At 66.7% G+C, this 15,251-nt stretch carries 19 protein-coding genes; 15 read left to right on the plus strand and 4 right to left on the minus strand.

Going from position 1 to position 15,251, the window contains the following annotated elements; genetic code table 11:
• Window positions 1–29 precede the first annotated feature (29 nt).
• Complete coding sequence (gene parE / locus M1L61_RS07970) at window positions 30–1,919, minus strand: DNA topoisomerase IV subunit B (RefSeq protein ID WP_010486000.1); 1,890 nt, start codon at window positions 1,917–1,919, stop codon at window positions 30–32.
• A gap of 172 nt (window positions 1,920–2,091) precedes the next feature.
• Between parE and M1L61_RS07975 the strand changes: the two genes are divergently transcribed.
• The 10 genes from M1L61_RS07975 to truD all read left to right on the plus strand — a co-directional run bounded on the left by M1L61_RS07975 (window position 2,092) and on the right by truD (window position 9,984).
• Window positions 2,092–2,325 carry a hypothetical protein gene (locus tag M1L61_RS07975; RefSeq protein ID WP_010485998.1) on the plus strand — a complete coding sequence of 78 codons (234 nt, stop codon included), beginning with the start codon at window positions 2,092–2,094 and terminating at the stop codon, window positions 2,323–2,325.
• A gap of 400 nt (window positions 2,326–2,725) precedes the next feature.
• Window positions 2,726–4,390 (plus strand): CTP synthase, encoded by a 1,665-nt coding sequence (locus M1L61_RS07980; RefSeq protein ID WP_019338186.1) that lies wholly within the window; start codon window positions 2,726–2,728, stop codon window positions 4,388–4,390.
• A gap of 89 nt (window positions 4,391–4,479) precedes the next feature.
• Window positions 4,480–5,310: a 3-deoxy-8-phosphooctulonate synthase gene (gene kdsA, locus M1L61_RS07985; RefSeq protein ID WP_010485995.1), complete on the plus strand. Its 831-nt coding sequence runs from the start codon at window positions 4,480–4,482 to the stop codon at window positions 5,308–5,310.
• Window positions 5,307–5,654 (plus strand): hypothetical protein, encoded by a 348-nt coding sequence (locus M1L61_RS07990; RefSeq protein WP_049482990.1) that lies wholly within the window; start codon window positions 5,307–5,309, stop codon window positions 5,652–5,654. Before kdsA ends, M1L61_RS07990 begins: the two co-directional genes overlap by 4 nt.
• Window positions 5,654–5,983, plus strand: coding sequence for a hypothetical protein (locus M1L61_RS07995; RefSeq protein WP_049435948.1), 330 nt, complete (start codon window positions 5,654–5,656; stop codon window positions 5,981–5,983). Before M1L61_RS07990 ends, M1L61_RS07995 begins: the two co-directional genes overlap by 1 nt.
• A 95-nt stretch (window positions 5,984–6,078) precedes the next feature.
• Window positions 6,079–7,371 carry a phosphopyruvate hydratase gene (gene eno / locus M1L61_RS08000; RefSeq protein ID WP_019338190.1) on the plus strand — a complete coding sequence of 431 codons (1,293 nt, stop codon included), beginning with the start codon at window positions 6,079–6,081 and terminating at the stop codon, window positions 7,369–7,371.
• Window positions 7,372–7,375: 4 nt separating this feature from the next.
• Window positions 7,376–7,729 (plus strand): cell division protein FtsB, encoded by a 354-nt coding sequence (ftsB, locus tag M1L61_RS08005; protein ID WP_019338191.1) that lies wholly within the window; start codon window positions 7,376–7,378, stop codon window positions 7,727–7,729.
• On the plus strand, window positions 7,726–8,424 hold the full coding sequence (gene ispD / locus M1L61_RS08010; RefSeq protein ID WP_019338192.1) for a 2-C-methyl-D-erythritol 4-phosphate cytidylyltransferase: 699 nt from the start codon (window positions 7,726–7,728) through the stop codon (window positions 8,422–8,424). The genes ftsB and ispD overlap by 4 nt, the downstream gene beginning before the upstream one ends.
• A 34-nt stretch (window positions 8,425–8,458) precedes the next feature.
• On the plus strand, window positions 8,459–8,956 hold the full coding sequence (ispF, locus tag M1L61_RS08015) for a 2-C-methyl-D-erythritol 2,4-cyclodiphosphate synthase (protein ID WP_043402123.1): 498 nt from the start codon (window positions 8,459–8,461) through the stop codon (window positions 8,954–8,956).
• The gene (gene truD / locus M1L61_RS08020; RefSeq protein ID WP_248854543.1) at window positions 8,953–9,984 is read left to right on the plus strand and encodes a tRNA pseudouridine(13) synthase TruD; all 1,032 of its coding nucleotides are present in this window, start codon (window positions 8,953–8,955) and stop codon (window positions 9,982–9,984) included. Before ispF ends, truD begins: the two co-directional genes overlap by 4 nt.
• Window positions 9,985–10,083: 99 nt before the next feature.
• Here the strand turns inward: truD and M1L61_RS08025 are convergent, their stop codons facing one another.
• Complete coding sequence (locus M1L61_RS08025; protein WP_005409007.1) at window positions 10,084–10,623, minus strand: Smr/MutS family protein; 540 nt, start codon at window positions 10,621–10,623, stop codon at window positions 10,084–10,086.
• Window positions 10,624–10,832: 209 nt separating this feature from the next.
• On the opposite strand from M1L61_RS08025, the gene surE reads away from it, so the two are divergent.
• Genes surE through M1L61_RS08045 form a run of 4 tightly spaced genes read left to right on the plus strand, consistent with a single transcriptional unit; the run spans window position 10,833 to window position 13,701 of the window.
• On the plus strand, window positions 10,833–11,612 hold the full coding sequence (gene surE, locus M1L61_RS08030; protein WP_248854544.1) for a 5'/3'-nucleotidase SurE: 780 nt from the start codon (window positions 10,833–10,835) through the stop codon (window positions 11,610–11,612).
• Window positions 11,609–12,286: a protein-L-isoaspartate(D-aspartate) O-methyltransferase gene (locus tag M1L61_RS08035; RefSeq protein ID WP_049435940.1), complete on the plus strand. Its 678-nt coding sequence runs from the start codon at window positions 11,609–11,611 to the stop codon at window positions 12,284–12,286. The genes surE and M1L61_RS08035 overlap by 4 nt, the downstream gene beginning before the upstream one ends.
• A gap of 18 nt (window positions 12,287–12,304) precedes the next feature.
• Entirely contained in the window at window positions 12,305–12,919 is a 615-nt protein-coding gene (locus M1L61_RS08040) for a YqaA family protein (RefSeq protein WP_043402113.1), read from the plus strand.
• Window positions 12,916–13,701 (plus strand): peptidoglycan DD-metalloendopeptidase family protein, encoded by a 786-nt coding sequence (locus M1L61_RS08045; RefSeq protein WP_049455329.1) that lies wholly within the window; start codon window positions 12,916–12,918, stop codon window positions 13,699–13,701. The genes M1L61_RS08040 and M1L61_RS08045 overlap by 4 nt, the downstream gene beginning before the upstream one ends.
• A 143-nt stretch (window positions 13,702–13,844) precedes the next feature.
• Here M1L61_RS08045 and M1L61_RS08050 read toward each other — a convergent pair whose 3' ends face one another.
• Both M1L61_RS08050 and yhbY read right to left on the minus strand, forming a co-directional pair.
• Complete coding sequence (locus tag M1L61_RS08050; protein ID WP_010485970.1) at window positions 13,845–14,219, minus strand: Mth938-like domain-containing protein; 375 nt, start codon at window positions 14,217–14,219, stop codon at window positions 13,845–13,847.
• A gap of 13 nt (window positions 14,220–14,232) precedes the next feature.
• Complete coding sequence (yhbY, locus tag M1L61_RS08055) at window positions 14,233–14,538, minus strand: ribosome assembly RNA-binding protein YhbY (RefSeq protein ID WP_004152868.1); 306 nt, start codon at window positions 14,536–14,538, stop codon at window positions 14,233–14,235.
• A gap of 65 nt (window positions 14,539–14,603) precedes the next feature.
• On the opposite strand from yhbY, the gene rlmE reads away from it, so the two are divergent.
• Window positions 14,604–15,236 (plus strand): 23S rRNA (uridine(2552)-2'-O)-methyltransferase RlmE, encoded by a 633-nt coding sequence (rlmE, locus tag M1L61_RS08060; RefSeq protein ID WP_005409014.1) that lies wholly within the window; start codon window positions 14,604–14,606, stop codon window positions 15,234–15,236.
• The last annotated feature ends 15 nt before the right edge of the window (window positions 15,237–15,251 follow it).

Genomic DNA, 15,251 nt, shown 5'->3' on the forward strand with positions numbered 1-15,251 from the left:
GGCTCGGCTCTACAGGAGGGCTGCGGGAGTCAGACTTCCAGGGAGGCGAGATCGCCCTTCGACTCCAGCCAGCCCTTGCGGTCGGACGCACGCTTCTTGGCCAGCAGCATGTCCATCAGCGAGCTCGTCTGCTCGCGATCGTCCACGGTCAACTGCACCAGACGGCGGGTGTCGGGGTGGATGGTCGACTCGCGCAGCTGTGGCGGATTCATCTCGCCGAGGCCCTTGAAGCGGGTGACGTTGATCGCGCCCTTGATCTTCTCGCGTTCGATCTTGTCCAGCATCGAGCGCTTTTCTTCCTCGTCCAGGGCGTAGAACACCTGCTTGCCCACGTCGATGCGGAACAGCGGCGGCATGGCCACGAACACGTGGCCGGCATCGACCAGCGCCGGGAAGTGCTTGAGGAACAGCGCGGTGAGCAGGGTAGCGATGTGCAGGCCGTCCGAGTCCGCGTCGGCCAAGATGATGACCTTGCCATAGCGCAGGCCGGCAATGTCGTCCTTGCCCGGGTCGCAGCCGATGGCCACGGCCAGGTTGTGCACTTCTTCCGACGCCAGCACGCTGTTGGAGGACACTTCCCAGGTATTGAGGATCTTGCCGCGCAGCGGCAGGATCGCCTGGAAGTCCTTGTCGCGGGCCTGCTTGGCGCTGCCGCCTGCCGAGTCACCCTCCACCAGGAACAGCTCGGTGCGCGACAGGTCCTGGCTGATGCAGTCGGCCAGTTTGCCGGGCAGGGCCGGGCCTTGGGTGACCTTCTTGCGGACCACCAGCTTTTCGGTCTTCAGGCGCGCACTGGCGCGTTCGATGGCGATCTGGGCGATCTTCTCGCCCAGTTCCACGTTCTGGTTCAGCAGCAGGCTGAAGGCATCGTGGGCGGCGCCTTCGATGAAGCCAGCAGCCTGGCGCGAGGACAGGCGTTCCTTGGTCTGGCCGCTGAACTGCGGGTCGGTCATCTTCAGCGACAGCACGAACGACACGCGGTCCCACACGTCTTCCGGGGCCAGCTTGACGCCACGCGGCAGCAGGTTGCGGAAGTCGCAGAACTCGCGCAGCGCCTCGGTCAGGCCGGTACGCAGGCCGTTGACGTGGGTGCCGTGCTGGGCAGTGGGAATCAGGTTGACGTAGCTTTCCTGCACCAGCTCGCCTTCCGGCAGCCAGGCCACGGCCCAGTCAACAATTTCGGTGTCCTTCTTCAGGTTGCCGACGAACAGCTCGGCCGGCAGCATCTCGCGATCGCCCAGTTCCAGCTTCAGGTAATCGCGCAGGCCGTCTTCGTAGTACCAGGTATCGACTTCACCGGTGGCTTCGTCGGTCAGCTTCACGGTCAGGCCCGGGCACAGCACGGCCTTGGCGCGCAGCAGGTGCTTGAGCGCGCGCACCGCGAACTTGGGCGTGTCGAAGTACTTCGGGTCGGGCCAGAAGCGCACGCGGGTACCGGTGTTCTTCTTGCCGACGCTGCCGACCACTTCCAGCGGGGTGGCACGGTCGCCGTTGCGGAAGGTGATGCGGTGTTCGGCACCTTCGCGCTTGATGTGCACTTCCACCAGGGTCGACAGCGCGTTGACCACGCTGACGCCGACGCCGTGCAGGCCGCCGGAGAAAGTGTAGTTGTTGTTGCTGAACTTGCCGCCGGCGTGCAGGCGGGTGAGGATCAGCTCGACGCCCGGGATTTTCTCTTCCGGATGGATGTCCACCGGCATGCCGCGGCCGTCATCGCTGACCTCCACGCTGCCGTCCTTGTACAGGGTGATCTCGATCGAGCGGGCGTGGCCGGCGAGGGCCTCGTCCACCGAGTTGTCGATCACTTCCTGCGCCAGGTGGTTCGGGCGCGCGGTGTCGGTATACATGCCGGGACGGCGCTTGACCGGGTCAAGGCCGGACAGGACTTCAATATCGGCGGCGTTATAACGGGCGTTCATCTGTCTTCGAAAGCTTGGAGCGACGGGCAAGTGTGGGGTCTGGCACGGGATTTTGCACGCCTGCGGTTCAGTCTCGGCGACGCAGAGGGGGTAAAATGGCAGCCGCTGGAATCTGAACGCCGGCGACCCCCGTTGGGTCGAAACATCCAAGCCACACCGCGAGGAGGACCTCATGAAGAAGTTGCTGACCATTGCGATCCTGGCCGCTGCCGCCGTTGCTGTGCCGCTGGTGATGGCGCAGAACGCCGGCCAGCCGGCCCCGCAGCAGGGTGACCAGGCCGACAAGGCGCAGGCCGAGGCCGATGCCAAGGCCAAGCGTCGGGCCCAGGCCAATGCCGAAATGAAGGCGCAGGGCCAGCCGGCCCCGCAGCAGGAAGAGGAAGAGGAAGCGCGCAAGAAGCGCTGATCCCGCAACCTGCCAGGCGCCCTTGCGACAAGGGCTGCGCTCCGGAACGCCCCGCATTGCGGGGCGTTTCTTTTTAGTGGCGTGCCATCTGCCTCTTGGGTTGGCGGCCATCAATCTGTAAACTATGGCTTTCCGGGAGTAAGTGCGTGTCCACCCTTTGCGAATGGGCTGGAGCGGCCAAGCGTGGCTTCCAGCATGGCGGGTCGCAGGTGACGGTCGATTTGGCCGGCACGGCCGCCCCGACCTCGCACGATGGTTCCGGTCCGGCGCCTGCCGCCGCACGGATCCGCACCTCCCTCGCTGCCTCAGCGAACCGGAAAACCCCCTCTGAGCACCATGCCCGCCCTCCGGGTGCGCGTGGTGCTGCCGTTTTCCATTTCCAGACAGGATGCTTGCAGCCATGACTCCCTTGATTTTCGTAACCGGCGGCGTGGTGTCCTCGCTCGGCAAAGGCATTGCCGCTGCGTCACTGGCCGCCATTCTTGAAGCCCGTGGCCTGAAGGTCACGATGATGAAGCTCGACCCGTACATCAACGTCGACCCGGGCACCATGAGCCCGTTCCAGCACGGTGAGGTCTACGTCACCGACGACGGCGCCGAGACCGACCTCGACCTGGGCCACTACGAGCGCTTCGTGCGCACCCGCCTGAGCCGCAAGAACTCGGTCACCACCGGCCGCATCTACGAGAACGTGATCCGCAAGGAGCGCCGCGGCGACTACCTGGGCGCGACCGTGCAGGTCATTCCGCACATCACCGATGAAATCCGCCGTTGCATCGACGAAGCCACCGAAGGCTACGACGTGGCGCTGGTCGAGATCGGCGGTACCGTCGGCGACATCGAGTCGCTTCCGTTCCTGGAGGCGATCCGCCAGGTGCGCACCGAGCGTGGCCCGGAGAAGGCGCTGTTCATGCACCTCACCCTGGTGCCGTACATCGGCGCCGCCGGTGAGCTGAAGACCAAGCCGACCCAGCACTCGGTGAAGGAACTGCGCTCGATCGGCATCCAGCCGGACGTGCTGCTGTGCCGCTCCGAGCAGGCGGTGCCGGATTCGGAGCGCCGCAAGATCGCCCAGTTCACCAACGTTTCCGAGCGCGCGGTGATCAGCGTGCCGGACGTGGACGTGCTGTACCGCATTCCGTCGGGCCTGCACGCGCAGGGCCTGGACGAAATCGTGGTCAACCAGCTGAAGCTGGCTGACAAGGCGGGTCCGGTCGACCTGTCGATGTGGGAAGACGCGGTCGACGCGACCCTGCATCCGTTGGACGAAGTGACCATCGCCGTAGTCGGCAAGTACGTGGACCATCAGGACGCCTACAAGTCGGTCGGTGAAGCACTCAAGCATGGCGGCCTGCGCCAGCGCACCAAGGTCAACCTGAAGTGGCTGGAAGCACAGGACCTGGAAGGCACCGACATGGCCGCACTGGCCGATGTTGACGGCATCCTGGTGCCGGGTGGCTTCGGTGACCGTGGTTTCGAAGGCAAGGTGCAGACTTCGAAGTTCGCCCGCGAGCAGCACGTGCCGTACTTCGGCATTTGCTACGGCATGCAGGCGGCCGTGGTCGATTACGCGCGCAACGTGGTCGGCCTGGAGGGCGCCAACAGCACCGAGAACGACCGCCAGTCGCCGAACCCGGTGATCGGCCTGATCACCGAATGGCGTACCGCCACCGGTGATGTCGAGAAGCGCGACGACAAGAGCGACCTGGGTGGCACCATGCGCCTGGGCCTGCAGGAGCAGCGCCTGAAGCCGGGCACGCTGGCCCGCGAGCTGTACGGCAAGGACGTGGTCGCCGAGCGCCACCGCCACCGCTACGAGTTCAACAACCGTTACCGCACCCAGCTGGAAGACGCCGGCCTGGTGATCGCCGGCAAGTCGATGGACGACACCCTGGTGGAAGTGGTTGAGCTGCCGCGCGATGCGCACCCGTGGTTCCTGGCCTGCCAGGCGCACCCGGAATTCCTGTCCACGCCGCGTGACGGCCACCCGCTGTTCATCGGTTTCATCCGTGCCGCGCGCGAGCGCAAGGCCGGTGGCAAGCTGCTTTCCGAAGCGCGCGCCTGACTTGTGAATGGGGGCTTCGGTCCCCATCCTGCATGCTTCAACCCCCATCGCACCGGCCCGGCCGGTGCTGCGGACAACAAGGAAACGCCATGAAACTGTGTGGATTCGAGGTCGGGCTGGACCAGCCCCTGTTCCTGATCGCCGGCCCCTGCGTAATCGAGTCGATGCAGCTGCAGCTTGATACCGCCGGCAAGCTGAAGGAGATCACCGACAAGCTCGGCGTCAACTTCATCTTCAAGTCCAGCTTCGACAAGGCCAATCGCACCTCGGGCACCGCCTTCCGCGGCCCGGGCATGGAAGAAGGCCTGAAGGTCCTGGCCGAAGTGAAGAAGCAGATCGGCGTGCCGGTGCTGACCGACGTCCACGAATACACCCCGATGGATGAAGTGGCCTCGGTGGTGGACGTGCTGCAGACCCCGGCGTTCCTGGTCCGCCAGACCGACTTCATCCGCAAGGTGTGCTCGGCCGGCAAGCCGGTCAACATCAAGAAGGGCCAGTTCCTGGCGCCGTGGGACATGAAGCCTGTCGTGGAGAAGGCCAAGGCCACCGGCAACGAGCAGATCATGGTCTGCGAGCGCGGTGCCAGCTTCGGCTACAACAACCTGGTCAGCGACATGCGTTCGCTCGCGGTGATGCGCGAGACCGGTTGCCCAGTGGTGTTCGACGCCACCCATTCGGTGCAGCTGCCGGGCGGGCAGGGCACCAGTTCCGGTGGCCAGCGCGAGCACGTGCCGGTGCTGGCCCGTGCCGCGGTGGCGGTGGGCATCTCCGGCCTGTTCGCCGAGACCCATCCGGACCCGTCCAAGGCGCTGTCCGATGGCCCCAATGCATGGCCGCTGGACCAGATGGAAGCGCTGCTCGAGACCCTGATGGAGCTCGATGCGGTGACCAAGAAGCACGGCTTCTCGCGCTTCGCGTGAGTCGTGACCCGTGGCTGGCGCTGGAAAACCAGCGCCGCCGCCGGCACTGGAAGCAGTGGCCGTGGGGCCTGATTGCACTGGGCCTGGCCGTGCTGTTCACCGTGGGCATGTTCGGGCTGGTGCTGATCGGCGCAGCGTCTGTGCGGCCACCGGGTGATGGCGGCAGCGCGCTCAATCTGCGCGCGTACTTCATCGCGCTGCTGGTGGCGGAGCTGCTCGGCGCCGTGGGATGCGTCGCTGCCGCCGTGCTGGCCTGGCGCCTGAATCGCGGCAAGGTGGCCGCTGGCCTGGCGATCATCCTGCTCTCGCTGTGGCTGGGCGCCCTGTTCTACGGAGTGCTTTGATGAATACGACCACATCGGCGCGCGGCTGGCCTTGGGGCCTGATCGCCCTGGGGCTGTCCGTGTTGACCTGGATCGCGCTGGTGGTGGGCGTGCTGGCCTTCACCGCCAGTTTCCGGCCGCCGGGGGACGGGAACAGCGGCGTGCAGGCCACGCAGTGGTGGTTGCTGGGCGCGCTGGTCACGATGGTGTTGTCCTTCCTGGGCAGTCCGGTGGCGATGGTGCTGGCCTGGCGACGGCGGCGTGGCCCCATCCTGGCGGCGATTGCCGGTGCGTTGCTGGTGATGTTGGTGTCGCTGGTGCTGATCGTGATCGGGTCCAGCTGGGGCTGAAGCCGCCCATTCCATTTGGCAAGTGGCGGGCAGCCGGGGATAATCACGCGGCATTCGTTTTGTCGCCCCTCTCCAGACAGGTAACCGGCCCGACCATGAGTACGATCCGCAGCATCCACGCCCGTGAAATCCTCGACAGCCGTGGCAACCCCACGCTGGAAGCCGAAGTCATCCTGGAGGACGGTTCGTTCGGTCGTGCCGCGGTTCCCTCCGGCGCCTCGACCGGCACCAAGGAAGCGGTCGAGCTGCGTGACGGCGACAAGACCCGTTACCTGGGCAAGGGCGTGCGCAAGGCCGTCGACAACGTCAACACCACGATTGCCGCCGCGCTGAAGGGCTTCGAGGCCACCGACCAGGCCGGCCTCGACCGTCGCCTGATCGACCTCGATGGCACCGAGAACAAGGGCCGCCTGGGCGCCAACGCACTGCTGGGTGTTTCGATGGCCGCCGCGCACGCCGCCGCCGCATCGAGCAAGCAGGCACTGTGGCAGTATCTGGCCGCCAAGACCGGCGTGAGCCCGTCGCTGCCGGTGCCGATGATGAACATCATCAACGGCGGTGCGCATGCCGACAACAACGTCGACTTCCAGGAGTTCATGGTGCTGCCGGTCGGCTTCACCTCGTTCTCCGAAGCGCTGCGCGCCGGTACCGAAATCTTCCATTCGCTGAAGTCGGTGCTGAAGGGCCACGGCCTGAGCACGGCGGTCGGCGACGAAGGCGGCTTCGCGCCGGACTTCCGCAGCAACGTCGAAGCGCTGGACACCATCCTCGAAGCGATCGGCAAGGCCGGCTACACCGCCGGTGAAGACGTGCTGCTGGGCCTGGACGTGGCTTCCAGCGAGTTCTTCGAGAACGGCAAGTACAACCTGGTCGGCGAGAACAAGCGCCTGACCTCCGAGCAGTTCGTCGACTTCCTCGCCGACTGGGCCGCGCAGTACCCGATCATCACCATTGAAGATGGCCTGGCCGAGAACGACTGGGCCGGCTGGAAGCTGCTGACCGACCGCATCGGCAAGAAGGTGCAGCTGGTCGGCGACGACCTGTTCGTGACCAACCCGAAGATCTTCCAGGAAGGCATCGACTCGGGCACCGCCAACGCGATCCTGATCAAGGTCAACCAGATCGGCACCCTGAGCGAAACCCTGGAAGCGATCGCCATGGCCGATCGCGCCGGCTATGCCGCCGTGGTCTCGCACCGTTCGGGCGAAACCGAAGACACCACCATCGCCGACATCGCCGTGGCCACCACCGCCACCCAGATCAAGACCGGCTCGCTGTGCCGCAGCGATCGCGTGGCCAAGTACAACCAGCTGCTGCGCATCGAGGAAGCCCTCGGCGCCGGCGCGCGTTACGCCGGTCGTGACGCGTTCGTTTCGCTGAAGCGCTGAGCCGATGCGCGACTGGCGCTGGATGCTGCTGGTGCTGGCCCTGCTGCTGGGCTGGCTGCAGTACCGCTTCTGGTTCGGTCCGGGCAATTCGGGTGAAGTGATGATGCTCGAAGCCCAGGTCGCCAACCAGGAGCGGGACAATGAGGGCCTGCAGCAGCGCAATGATGCGCTGGCTGCCGAAGTGAAGGACCTCAAGGAAGGCCAGTCCGCCATCGAGGAACGCGCGCGCAGCGAGCTGGGCATGATCAAGCCTGGCGAAAAGTTCTACCGCGTGGTCGAGGATGCGCCGGTGCATCCGGCGCAGCCTGCGGCGAGCGTCAGCGCGCAGGTCGGCGAGCACCCGGCGGACGTGCCATGAGTGCGGCCATCTGGGTCGTGGTTCCGGCTGCTGGCCGTGGCACCCGCTTCGGCGCGCCGTTGCCCAAGCAGTACCTGCAGGCAGGTGGACAGATCCTGCTCGCCCATACCCTGGACGCCCTGCTGGCGCACCCGGCTGTGGCCGGTGCGATGGTGGTGATCGGCCAGGACGACGCCGACTGGCCGGGCTGGAACGAGTGGGCGGGCAAGCCGGTGCTGACCTGTGTCGGGGGGGCGACCCGTGCAGCCTCGGTGCTGGCCGGGTTGCAGGCGCTGCCGGAGTCGGTGCGCGCCGATGAGTTCGTGCTGGTGCATGACGCAGCCCGACCGAACCTGTCCCTGGCCGATCTCGGCCGCCTGCTTGAAGTCGGCCGTGCCGACCCGGTTGGCGCGATCCTGGCCGCCCCGGTGCGCGACACCCTCAAGCGTGCGGGTGACGACGGTGGCATCGACCGCACCGAGCCGCGCGAGCGCCTGTGGCGCGCACTGACCCCGCAGCTGTTCCGTCGCCATCAGCTCAGCCGCGCGCTGTCCGAAGCTGCCGCCGCCGGTGTTGAAGTCACCGACGAGGCCATGGCCATGGAGCGCCAGGGCCAGCGCCCGCTGCTGGTGGAAGGCAGCGAGGACAACTTCAAGGTCACCACCCCGGCCGATCTGGACCGGTTCGAATTCGTACTTTCCCGCCGCGCCAGCTGATTGCCCGCGCGGCCCTGCTGCAAGGGTTGCATCCATGAGCACCGCACCTTTCCCGCCCGTCCGCATCGGCCAGGGCTATGACGTCCATGCCTTCGGTGAAGGCGATCACATCATGCTCGGCGGCGTGAACGTACCGCACAGCTGCGGCGTGCTCGCACACAGCGACGGCGACGTGATCCTGCACGCTCTGTGCGACGCGATGCTGGGCGCACTGGCGCTGGGTGACATCGGCCAGCATTTCCCGCCAAGCGACAGCCGCTGGAAGGGCGCCGACAGCAGTGATTTCGTGCGCCACTGCGACAGCCTGCTGCGTGAGCGTGGCTGGCGTGTCGGCAACACCGACATCACCGTGATCTGCGAGCGGCCCAAGGTTGGCCCCCATGCGCTGGCCATGCGTGAGCGCATCGGCGAGCTGCTGCAGTTGCCGCTGGATGCGGTCAGCGTCAAGGCCACCACCTCGGAAAAGCTGGGCTTCACCGGCCGTGGTGAAGGCATCGCCGCGCAGGCCGTGGTGCTGCTGGTGGCCGCATGATTCCGCTGCCGCTTGCATTCGGTGCGCCATTGCTCACGGCGCGCATCCGCACCACGCCGGACGATTTCCAGGTGGACGAACTGCCGGCCTTCGAGGCCACCGGCGAAGGTGAGCACCTGCTGCTGCACATCCGCAAGCGCGGTGCCAACACCGTGCATGTGGCCAAGGTGCTGGCCAAGTGGGCCGGCCTGCCGGAAATGGCGGTCAGCTACGCCGGCATGAAGGATCGTCACGCGGTCACCACCCAGCGTTTCAGCGTGCACCTGCCCAAGCGCATTGCGCCGGACCTGGCCGAGTTGGCCAGTGATGAGATCGAAGTGCTCGAAGCGACTTGGCATAACCGCAAGCTGCAGCGTGGCGCACTGGCCGGCAACCGTTTCAAGCTGGTGTTGCGTGAAGTGCAGGGCGATGCCGCAGCGATCGGCGAACGCCTGCAGCAGGTTGCCGAGCGCGGCCTGCCGAACTGGTTCGGCGAACAGCGCTTTGGCCGCGACGGCGGCAACGTGCCGGCGGCACTGGCGATGTTCGGTGGCCGCCGCATGCGCAAGGATCAGCGTTCGCTGCTGCTGTCAGCCGCGCGTTCGGCGCTGTTCAACCGCGTGCTGGCCGCGCGCGTGGAGCAGGGCAACTGGGATCAGCCGCTGGAGGGCGAAGTGTGGATGCTCGATGGCAGCCGCAGTGTGTTCGGACCCGAGCCGTACACCGACGTGCTGGCCGAGCGCCTGGCGCGTTTCGACATCCATCCCAGCGCGCCGCTGTGGGGCGAAGGCGAGCTGCGCAGCACCGATGCGGCACGCGAGCTGGAGCTGGCCGCGCTGGACGACGAAGAGTCGAAGGCACTGCGGGCCGGCCTGGAAGACGCGCGCCTGAAGCAGGAGCGCCGCGCGCTGCGCCTGCGCCCGGCGCTGCTGCAGCACCAATGGCTGGCCGATGACGTGCTGGAGTTGTCGTTCGCGCTGCCGCCGGGCTGCTACGCCACCGCCGTGCTGCACGAGCTCGGCCCGGTCGAAGACGCCTCGCAGGCCTGACAGAAAAAGGGGACGGAGGCGAAGAGCATCCACGCATGGCGTGGATCTACTTTCCTCCGCTCACCACAGTAGATCCACGCCATGCGTGGATGCGTTACCTCACCGCCGTGCCAGCAGCACCAGTACCGCGCCGGTGCCGCCTTGCCCGGTTGGCGCCGAGTGGAACGCCAGCACATCGTTGCGCAGCCGCAGCAGGCGGTCGACCAGGTTCTTCAGTACCGGCGCACCGCCATCGGACTGCAATCCTTTGCCGTGGATGATGCGCACGCAGCCATACTCGTGTGCATGCGCCTCCAGCAGGAACTGGCGCAGCAGCGTCTCCGCCTGCGCGGCGGTGGCGCCGTGCAGGTCCAGTTCGTCCTGTACCGAGTACTGGCCACGCTTGAGGCGCTGGAACAGGCGTGGTGGCAGGTTGTCGCGGCGATAGCTGGCCACGTCGCCGGCTTCCAGCGGCGTGCTGTCGCGCAGCAGCCGGGCGAACTCGCCGGCGGCTTCGGCCTCGTCACGTTCGGCCATGCGCGCGCGCGGCTTCGGCCGGGGCGCAGCCGGTGCCGGCTCGGCATCCTTGCGCAGCGGCGTCACTTCGCCGATGGCTGCACGGAACAATGCGGCCGGATCTTCATCTTCAGGGTGCGACATGCGCACAGGGTAAACCGCCGGCGCAGGTCTGCCTATGACGGTTCGATGTCGGCCGTGACCGCCGGCAGGGTAGGACCAGCGGCTCGCATGCGGCACAATAGACGATGCCCTTGCAGGGTCGACGGCTTCCGCAGGGGAGTACGACGGTCCCGCCCACACTGCACGGTGATGGAATCGAATTCTTGGAAAATCAAGCGGTTAAATCGAAGATGCGAATCCTGGTCAGTAACGACGATGGCGTCGACGCCGCAGGCATCCGGATGCTTGCTTCGGTGCTGCGCGAGGCCGGACACGAAGTCACGGTGGTGGCACCCGACCGCGATCGCTCCGGCGCCAGCAACTCGCTGACCCTGGACCTGCCGATCCGCCTCAAGCGCATCGACCATTACACCGTCTCGGTGGCCGGCACCCCGACCGACTGCGTGCACCTGGCGCTGACCGGGCTGCTCGAGTTCGAACCCGACATTGTCGTGTCCGGCATCAACAATGCCGCCAACCTCGGCGATGACGTGATCTATTCCGGCACCGTCTCGGCGGCGATGGAAGGTCGCTTCCTCGGCCTGCCGGCGGTGGCGGTCTCGCTGGTTACCCGCAACCATGATCCGAAGCACTTCGAGACTGCTGCGCGCGCCGCGGTGGAGATCGTCGCCCGGCTCAAGACCGATCCGTTGCCGGCTGACACCATCCTCAACGTCAACGTGCCGGATCTGCCGTGGAGCGAGGTCAAGGGCTTCGAGGTCACCCGCCTGGGGAACCGCCATCGCGCCGAAGGCTGCATCGCGCAGAAGGATCCGCGCGGCAACGAGGTGTACTGGATCGGCCCGGCCGGTCGTGAGCAGGACTCCGGTCCCGGCACCGATTTCCATGCGGTGCGCACCGGCCACATCTCGATCACTCCGATCCAGGTCGACCTGACCCGCTACCAGGCACTGGAGAAGGTGGCCAGCTGGGTTGGCGGCCTCAGTGCGGCGCTGGACCAGCCGGCATGAGCCCACGCCTGCGCCTGCAACCGGAAGCCGTCGGTATCGGCATGACCTCGCAGCGCGTGCGTGACCGCCTGGTCGACCGCCTTCGCGAAGCCGGGATCGTCGACGAGCCGACCTTGAACGCGATCCGGGTGGTGCCGCGCCATCTGTTCATCGACGAGGCACTGGCCTCGCGCGCGTATGAAGACACCGCGCTGCCGATCGGCCACGGCCAGACCATCTCGCAACCCTGGGTGGTCGCGCGGATGACCGAGGCGGTGCTCCAGGTCGCGCCGAAGCGGGTGCTGGAAGTCGGCACCGGTTCCGGTTACCAGGCCGCCATCCTCGGTGCGCTGGGCCTGGAGGTCTACACCGTGGAGCGCATCGGCGATCTGCTGCGCCAGGCCCGCAAGCGCTTCCGTGCGCTGGGCATGAACATCCGCACCAAGCATGACGACGGCCGCGTCGGTTGGGCCGAGCACGGTCCGTTCGATGCCATCGTGGTCACTGCGGCGGCGCCGGCACTGGTCGACGCCCTGATCGAGCAGCTGGCCGGGGGCGGCCGCCTGGTGGCGCCGGTCGGTGGCCCCGGAGCGCAGTCGCTGGTACAGCTGGACCGCAAGGCCGACGGCAGCATCGAACAACACGTGCTGGCGCCGGTCACGTTCGTGCCGCTGCTGTCTGGCATGCTCGACTAATCCACGGAGCAGGGTTGCATGAAGATTTTCGGGCCGCTGTACGAGCGGGCGATGAAGTGGGCGGCGCACGAACGCGCGCCGACCTACCTGACGGTGTTGAGCTTCTTCGAGGCGATCATCTTCCCGGTGATGCCGGAGGTGATGCTGGCGCCGATGTGCGTGGCCCAGCCCAAGCGCGGCTGGTGGTTCGCCACCCTCAGCCTGGCCGGCTCGATGGTCGGCGCGCTGGTTGGCTATGCACTGGGTCATTACGCCTTCGAGGCGATCAAGCCGCTGTTCGAAGCGCTGGGCATGCTGCCGGCGATCGAGCAGGGCATCATCACCGTGCAGGCGAAGATGGCCGAGTCGCCCTGGGCGGTGTTCACCTTCCTGGTGCTGGGCGGATTCATGCCCATCCCGATGAAGGTCTTCACGTGGGCATCGGGTATCGTCGGCGTACCGATGCCGCAGTACCTGCTGAGCATGCTGATCGGTCGCGGCAAGCGCGTGTTCGTGCTGGCTGCGGTCATCCGTATCGGTGGTGCGCGTGCCGAAGCGGCACTGCGTCGCTGGATTGAACCGCTGGGCTGGATCGCCACCGCGTTGGTGGTGGTGCTGATCGCCTGGCTTGTATGGAGGTCGAAGTTCGCATGAGTCCTGATCGTCAGAGCAAGGGAGTGCGCATCGGCGCGCTGGCGTTGCTGGTTTCCACCCTGGCCGCCTGCGGCACCGCCACTGTGGTCCGCCCGGGTGGTGGCAGCACCGCCAGTGGTGTGACCACGCCGAAGACCTCGGTGCCCAAGCCCGGGCAGACCGTGGTGGTGCGCAAGGGCGACACCATCTATGCGCTGGCCCGCATCCATGACATCACCCCGGCCGACCTGATTGCCTGGAATCGTCTGGACAACCCGTCGACCATCTACCCCGGCCAGGTGATCCGCCTGTATCCGCAGGGGGCCACCAGCGGCCGTGCGCCGACCACGGTGGTCACCCCGCCGCGTTCGGCTGGCAGCAGTGGCGGCAGCACCGCGCCGGCCCCGGCGCCGGTCGGGCCGGTGAAGAGCAACATCGCCTGGCGCTGGCCAGCCGATGGCGCGATCGTCGGCCGCTACGTGGCCGGTGACGCGACCAAGCAGGGCGTGGACATCGCCGGCACCAGCGGCCAGCCGGTCAAGGCCACCGCCAATGGCGTGGTGGTGTACTCCGGTGCCGGCCTGGTCGGCTACGGCGAACTGATCATCATCAAGCACAGCGACCAGTGGCTGTCCGCCTATGGTCACAACCGCAAGCGCCTGGTCAATGAAGGGCAGAGCGTGAAGGCTGGCGAGCAGATCGCCGAAATGGGCCGTACCGGTGCGAACCGCGACATGGTCCACTTCGAGATTCGTTACAACGGCAAGCCGGTCGACCCGCAGCAGTATCTGCCGGCACGCTGATCACCGTGTGATCGGGTAGCGCCGGGTCACGCCCGGCGGCTTTCCGCGCCGCGCCGCGACGCGGCGCCGCCCGAGCATGGGCTCGGGCGCTACAGAGTAGGTGTGATCCAGGGCACTGCCGGGCCATGCCCGGCGACGCCACGTCAGCCTTCGAGAATGAAGGCGGCGGCGACCTTGCGGCCTTCGCCAGCCAGGATGTTGAAGGTGCGTGCGGCGGCCGGATTGTTCATCACTTCCAGGCCGATGCCGCGTGACAGGCAGGCGGCCATCACCACCGCCGGCGGGAACACCTGGCGGTCACCGGTGCCGAGCACGATCAGCGCCGGGTTCAGCGCCAGGATCGGCTCCAGGTCGGCCAGCTGCAGTTCGGTGGCCTGCTTCACCGGCCAGCGCTCGACCAGCTGGTCCGGGGTCAGGAAGAAGCTGCTGCCCAGCACCAGCTCGTTGACCCGGGCCGAGCGGCCATCGGCGGCGCGCAGGCTGTAGGCGTAATCCGGCGGTTCGTGGTTCAGCTGCATGGCAGTAGGGCGATCAGCCGCGCGGCAGCACGATCTGTCGCTGTTCCTTGCTCGGGCGGTACAGCACGGCGACGTGGCCGATGCGCTGCACCAGCGCGCTTTCGGTGGCTTCGACGATCTCGCCGATCATCACGTCACGGGCGTCGCGGTCTTCGGCAGCGACCTTCACCTTGACCAGCTCGTGGCGCTCCAGCACTTCGTTCAGCTCAGCGATGAAGGCCGGGGTCACACCCTTGCCGCCGGTCTGCAGCAGGGCCTTCAGGTCGTGGGCTTGGCCGCGCAGGAAACGGGTCTGGGAAGCGGTCAGGGCGATGGACATGCAGGAAAACACGGTTGAATGGGGCGATCAGGGTATCATGAGGACCCCATCAGCCCCTATTTTCAATGGCTACCCGCAGCAAAAGCAGCCAGCGCTGGCTCAAGGAACACTTCTCCGACCCCTTCGTGAAGAAGGCCCAGGCCGAAGGCATGCGCTCGCGCGCCGCCTACAAGCTCGAAGAGCTGCTGGAACGTGACCGGTTGCTGAAGCCGCACATGGTGGTGGTCGACCTTGGCGCGGCCCCGGGCGGCTGGTCTCAGCAGGTGCGGAGACAGATCGGCGACACCGGCCGCGTGCTGGCCCTGGACATCCTGGACATGCCGCCGCTGGCCGGTGTGGAGTTCCTTCATGGTGACTTCAGGGAAGAAGCGGTTCTATCGCAGTTTGAAGCCATGCTCGGGGATCAGCCGGTAGACCTTGTGCTGTCGGACATGGCCCCCAATAAGAGTGGTGTGGGCGCGGTCGACCAGCCGCGGATGATGCACCTGGCGGAGCTGGCCTTGGATTTTGCCGACAACCACCTGAAAACCGGTGGGGCATTCCTGATCAAGCTGTTCCAGGGCGAGGGCTTTGACGACTACGTGCGCGACATGCGCCGCCGGTACGACAAAGTCTCCATCCGCAAGCCGGAGGCCTCGCGCAAGCGCTCTCCCGAGGTGTATGCCTTGGGTCAGGGAAAACGCGCCCACATGAAGTAAGCTCGCAACGTACGC

The sequence above is a fragment of the Stenotrophomonas sp. NY11291 genome, assembly GCF_023277365.1.
GTDB lineage: Bacteria > Pseudomonadota > Gammaproteobacteria > Xanthomonadales > Xanthomonadaceae > Stenotrophomonas > Stenotrophomonas geniculata.

Excerpts from the sequence above, each read along its gene's own strand:
- parE (WP_010486000.1), bottom strand. The coding sequence starts at position 1,919 with ATGAACGCCCGTTATAACGCCGCCGATATTGAAGTCCTGTCCGGCCTT.
- M1L61_RS07975 (WP_010485998.1), top strand. The coding sequence starts at position 2,092 with ATGAAGAAGTTGCTGACCATTGCGATCCTGGCCGCTGCCGCCGTTGCT.
- M1L61_RS07980 (WP_019338186.1), top strand. The coding sequence starts at position 2,726 with ATGACTCCCTTGATTTTCGTAACCGGCGGCGTGGTGTCCTCGCTCGGC.
- kdsA (WP_010485995.1), top strand. The coding sequence starts at position 4,480 with ATGAAACTGTGTGGATTCGAGGTCGGGCTGGACCAGCCCCTGTTCCTG.
- M1L61_RS07995 (WP_049435948.1), top strand. The coding sequence starts at position 5,654 with ATGAATACGACCACATCGGCGCGCGGCTGGCCTTGGGGCCTGATCGCC.
- eno (WP_019338190.1), top strand. The coding sequence starts at position 6,079 with ATGAGTACGATCCGCAGCATCCACGCCCGTGAAATCCTCGACAGCCGT.
- ftsB (WP_019338191.1), top strand. The coding sequence starts at position 7,376 with ATGCGCGACTGGCGCTGGATGCTGCTGGTGCTGGCCCTGCTGCTGGGC.
- ispD (WP_019338192.1), top strand. The coding sequence starts at position 7,726 with ATGAGTGCGGCCATCTGGGTCGTGGTTCCGGCTGCTGGCCGTGGCACC.
- ispF (WP_043402123.1), top strand. The coding sequence starts at position 8,459 with ATGAGCACCGCACCTTTCCCGCCCGTCCGCATCGGCCAGGGCTATGAC.
- truD (WP_248854543.1), top strand. The coding sequence starts at position 8,953 with ATGATTCCGCTGCCGCTTGCATTCGGTGCGCCATTGCTCACGGCGCGC.
- M1L61_RS08025 (WP_005409007.1), bottom strand. The coding sequence starts at position 10,623 with ATGTCGCACCCTGAAGATGAAGATCCGGCCGCATTGTTCCGTGCAGCC.
- surE (WP_248854544.1), top strand. The coding sequence starts at position 10,833 with ATGCGAATCCTGGTCAGTAACGACGATGGCGTCGACGCCGCAGGCATC.
- M1L61_RS08035 (WP_049435940.1), top strand. The coding sequence starts at position 11,609 with ATGAGCCCACGCCTGCGCCTGCAACCGGAAGCCGTCGGTATCGGCATG.
- M1L61_RS08040 (WP_043402113.1), top strand. The coding sequence starts at position 12,305 with ATGAAGATTTTCGGGCCGCTGTACGAGCGGGCGATGAAGTGGGCGGCG.
- M1L61_RS08045 (WP_049455329.1), top strand. The coding sequence starts at position 12,916 with ATGAGTCCTGATCGTCAGAGCAAGGGAGTGCGCATCGGCGCGCTGGCG.
- M1L61_RS08050 (WP_010485970.1), bottom strand. The coding sequence starts at position 14,219 with ATGCAGCTGAACCACGAACCGCCGGATTACGCCTACAGCCTGCGCGCC.
- yhbY (WP_004152868.1), bottom strand. The coding sequence starts at position 14,538 with ATGTCCATCGCCCTGACCGCTTCCCAGACCCGTTTCCTGCGCGGCCAA.
- rlmE (WP_005409014.1), top strand. The coding sequence starts at position 14,604 with ATGGCTACCCGCAGCAAAAGCAGCCAGCGCTGGCTCAAGGAACACTTC.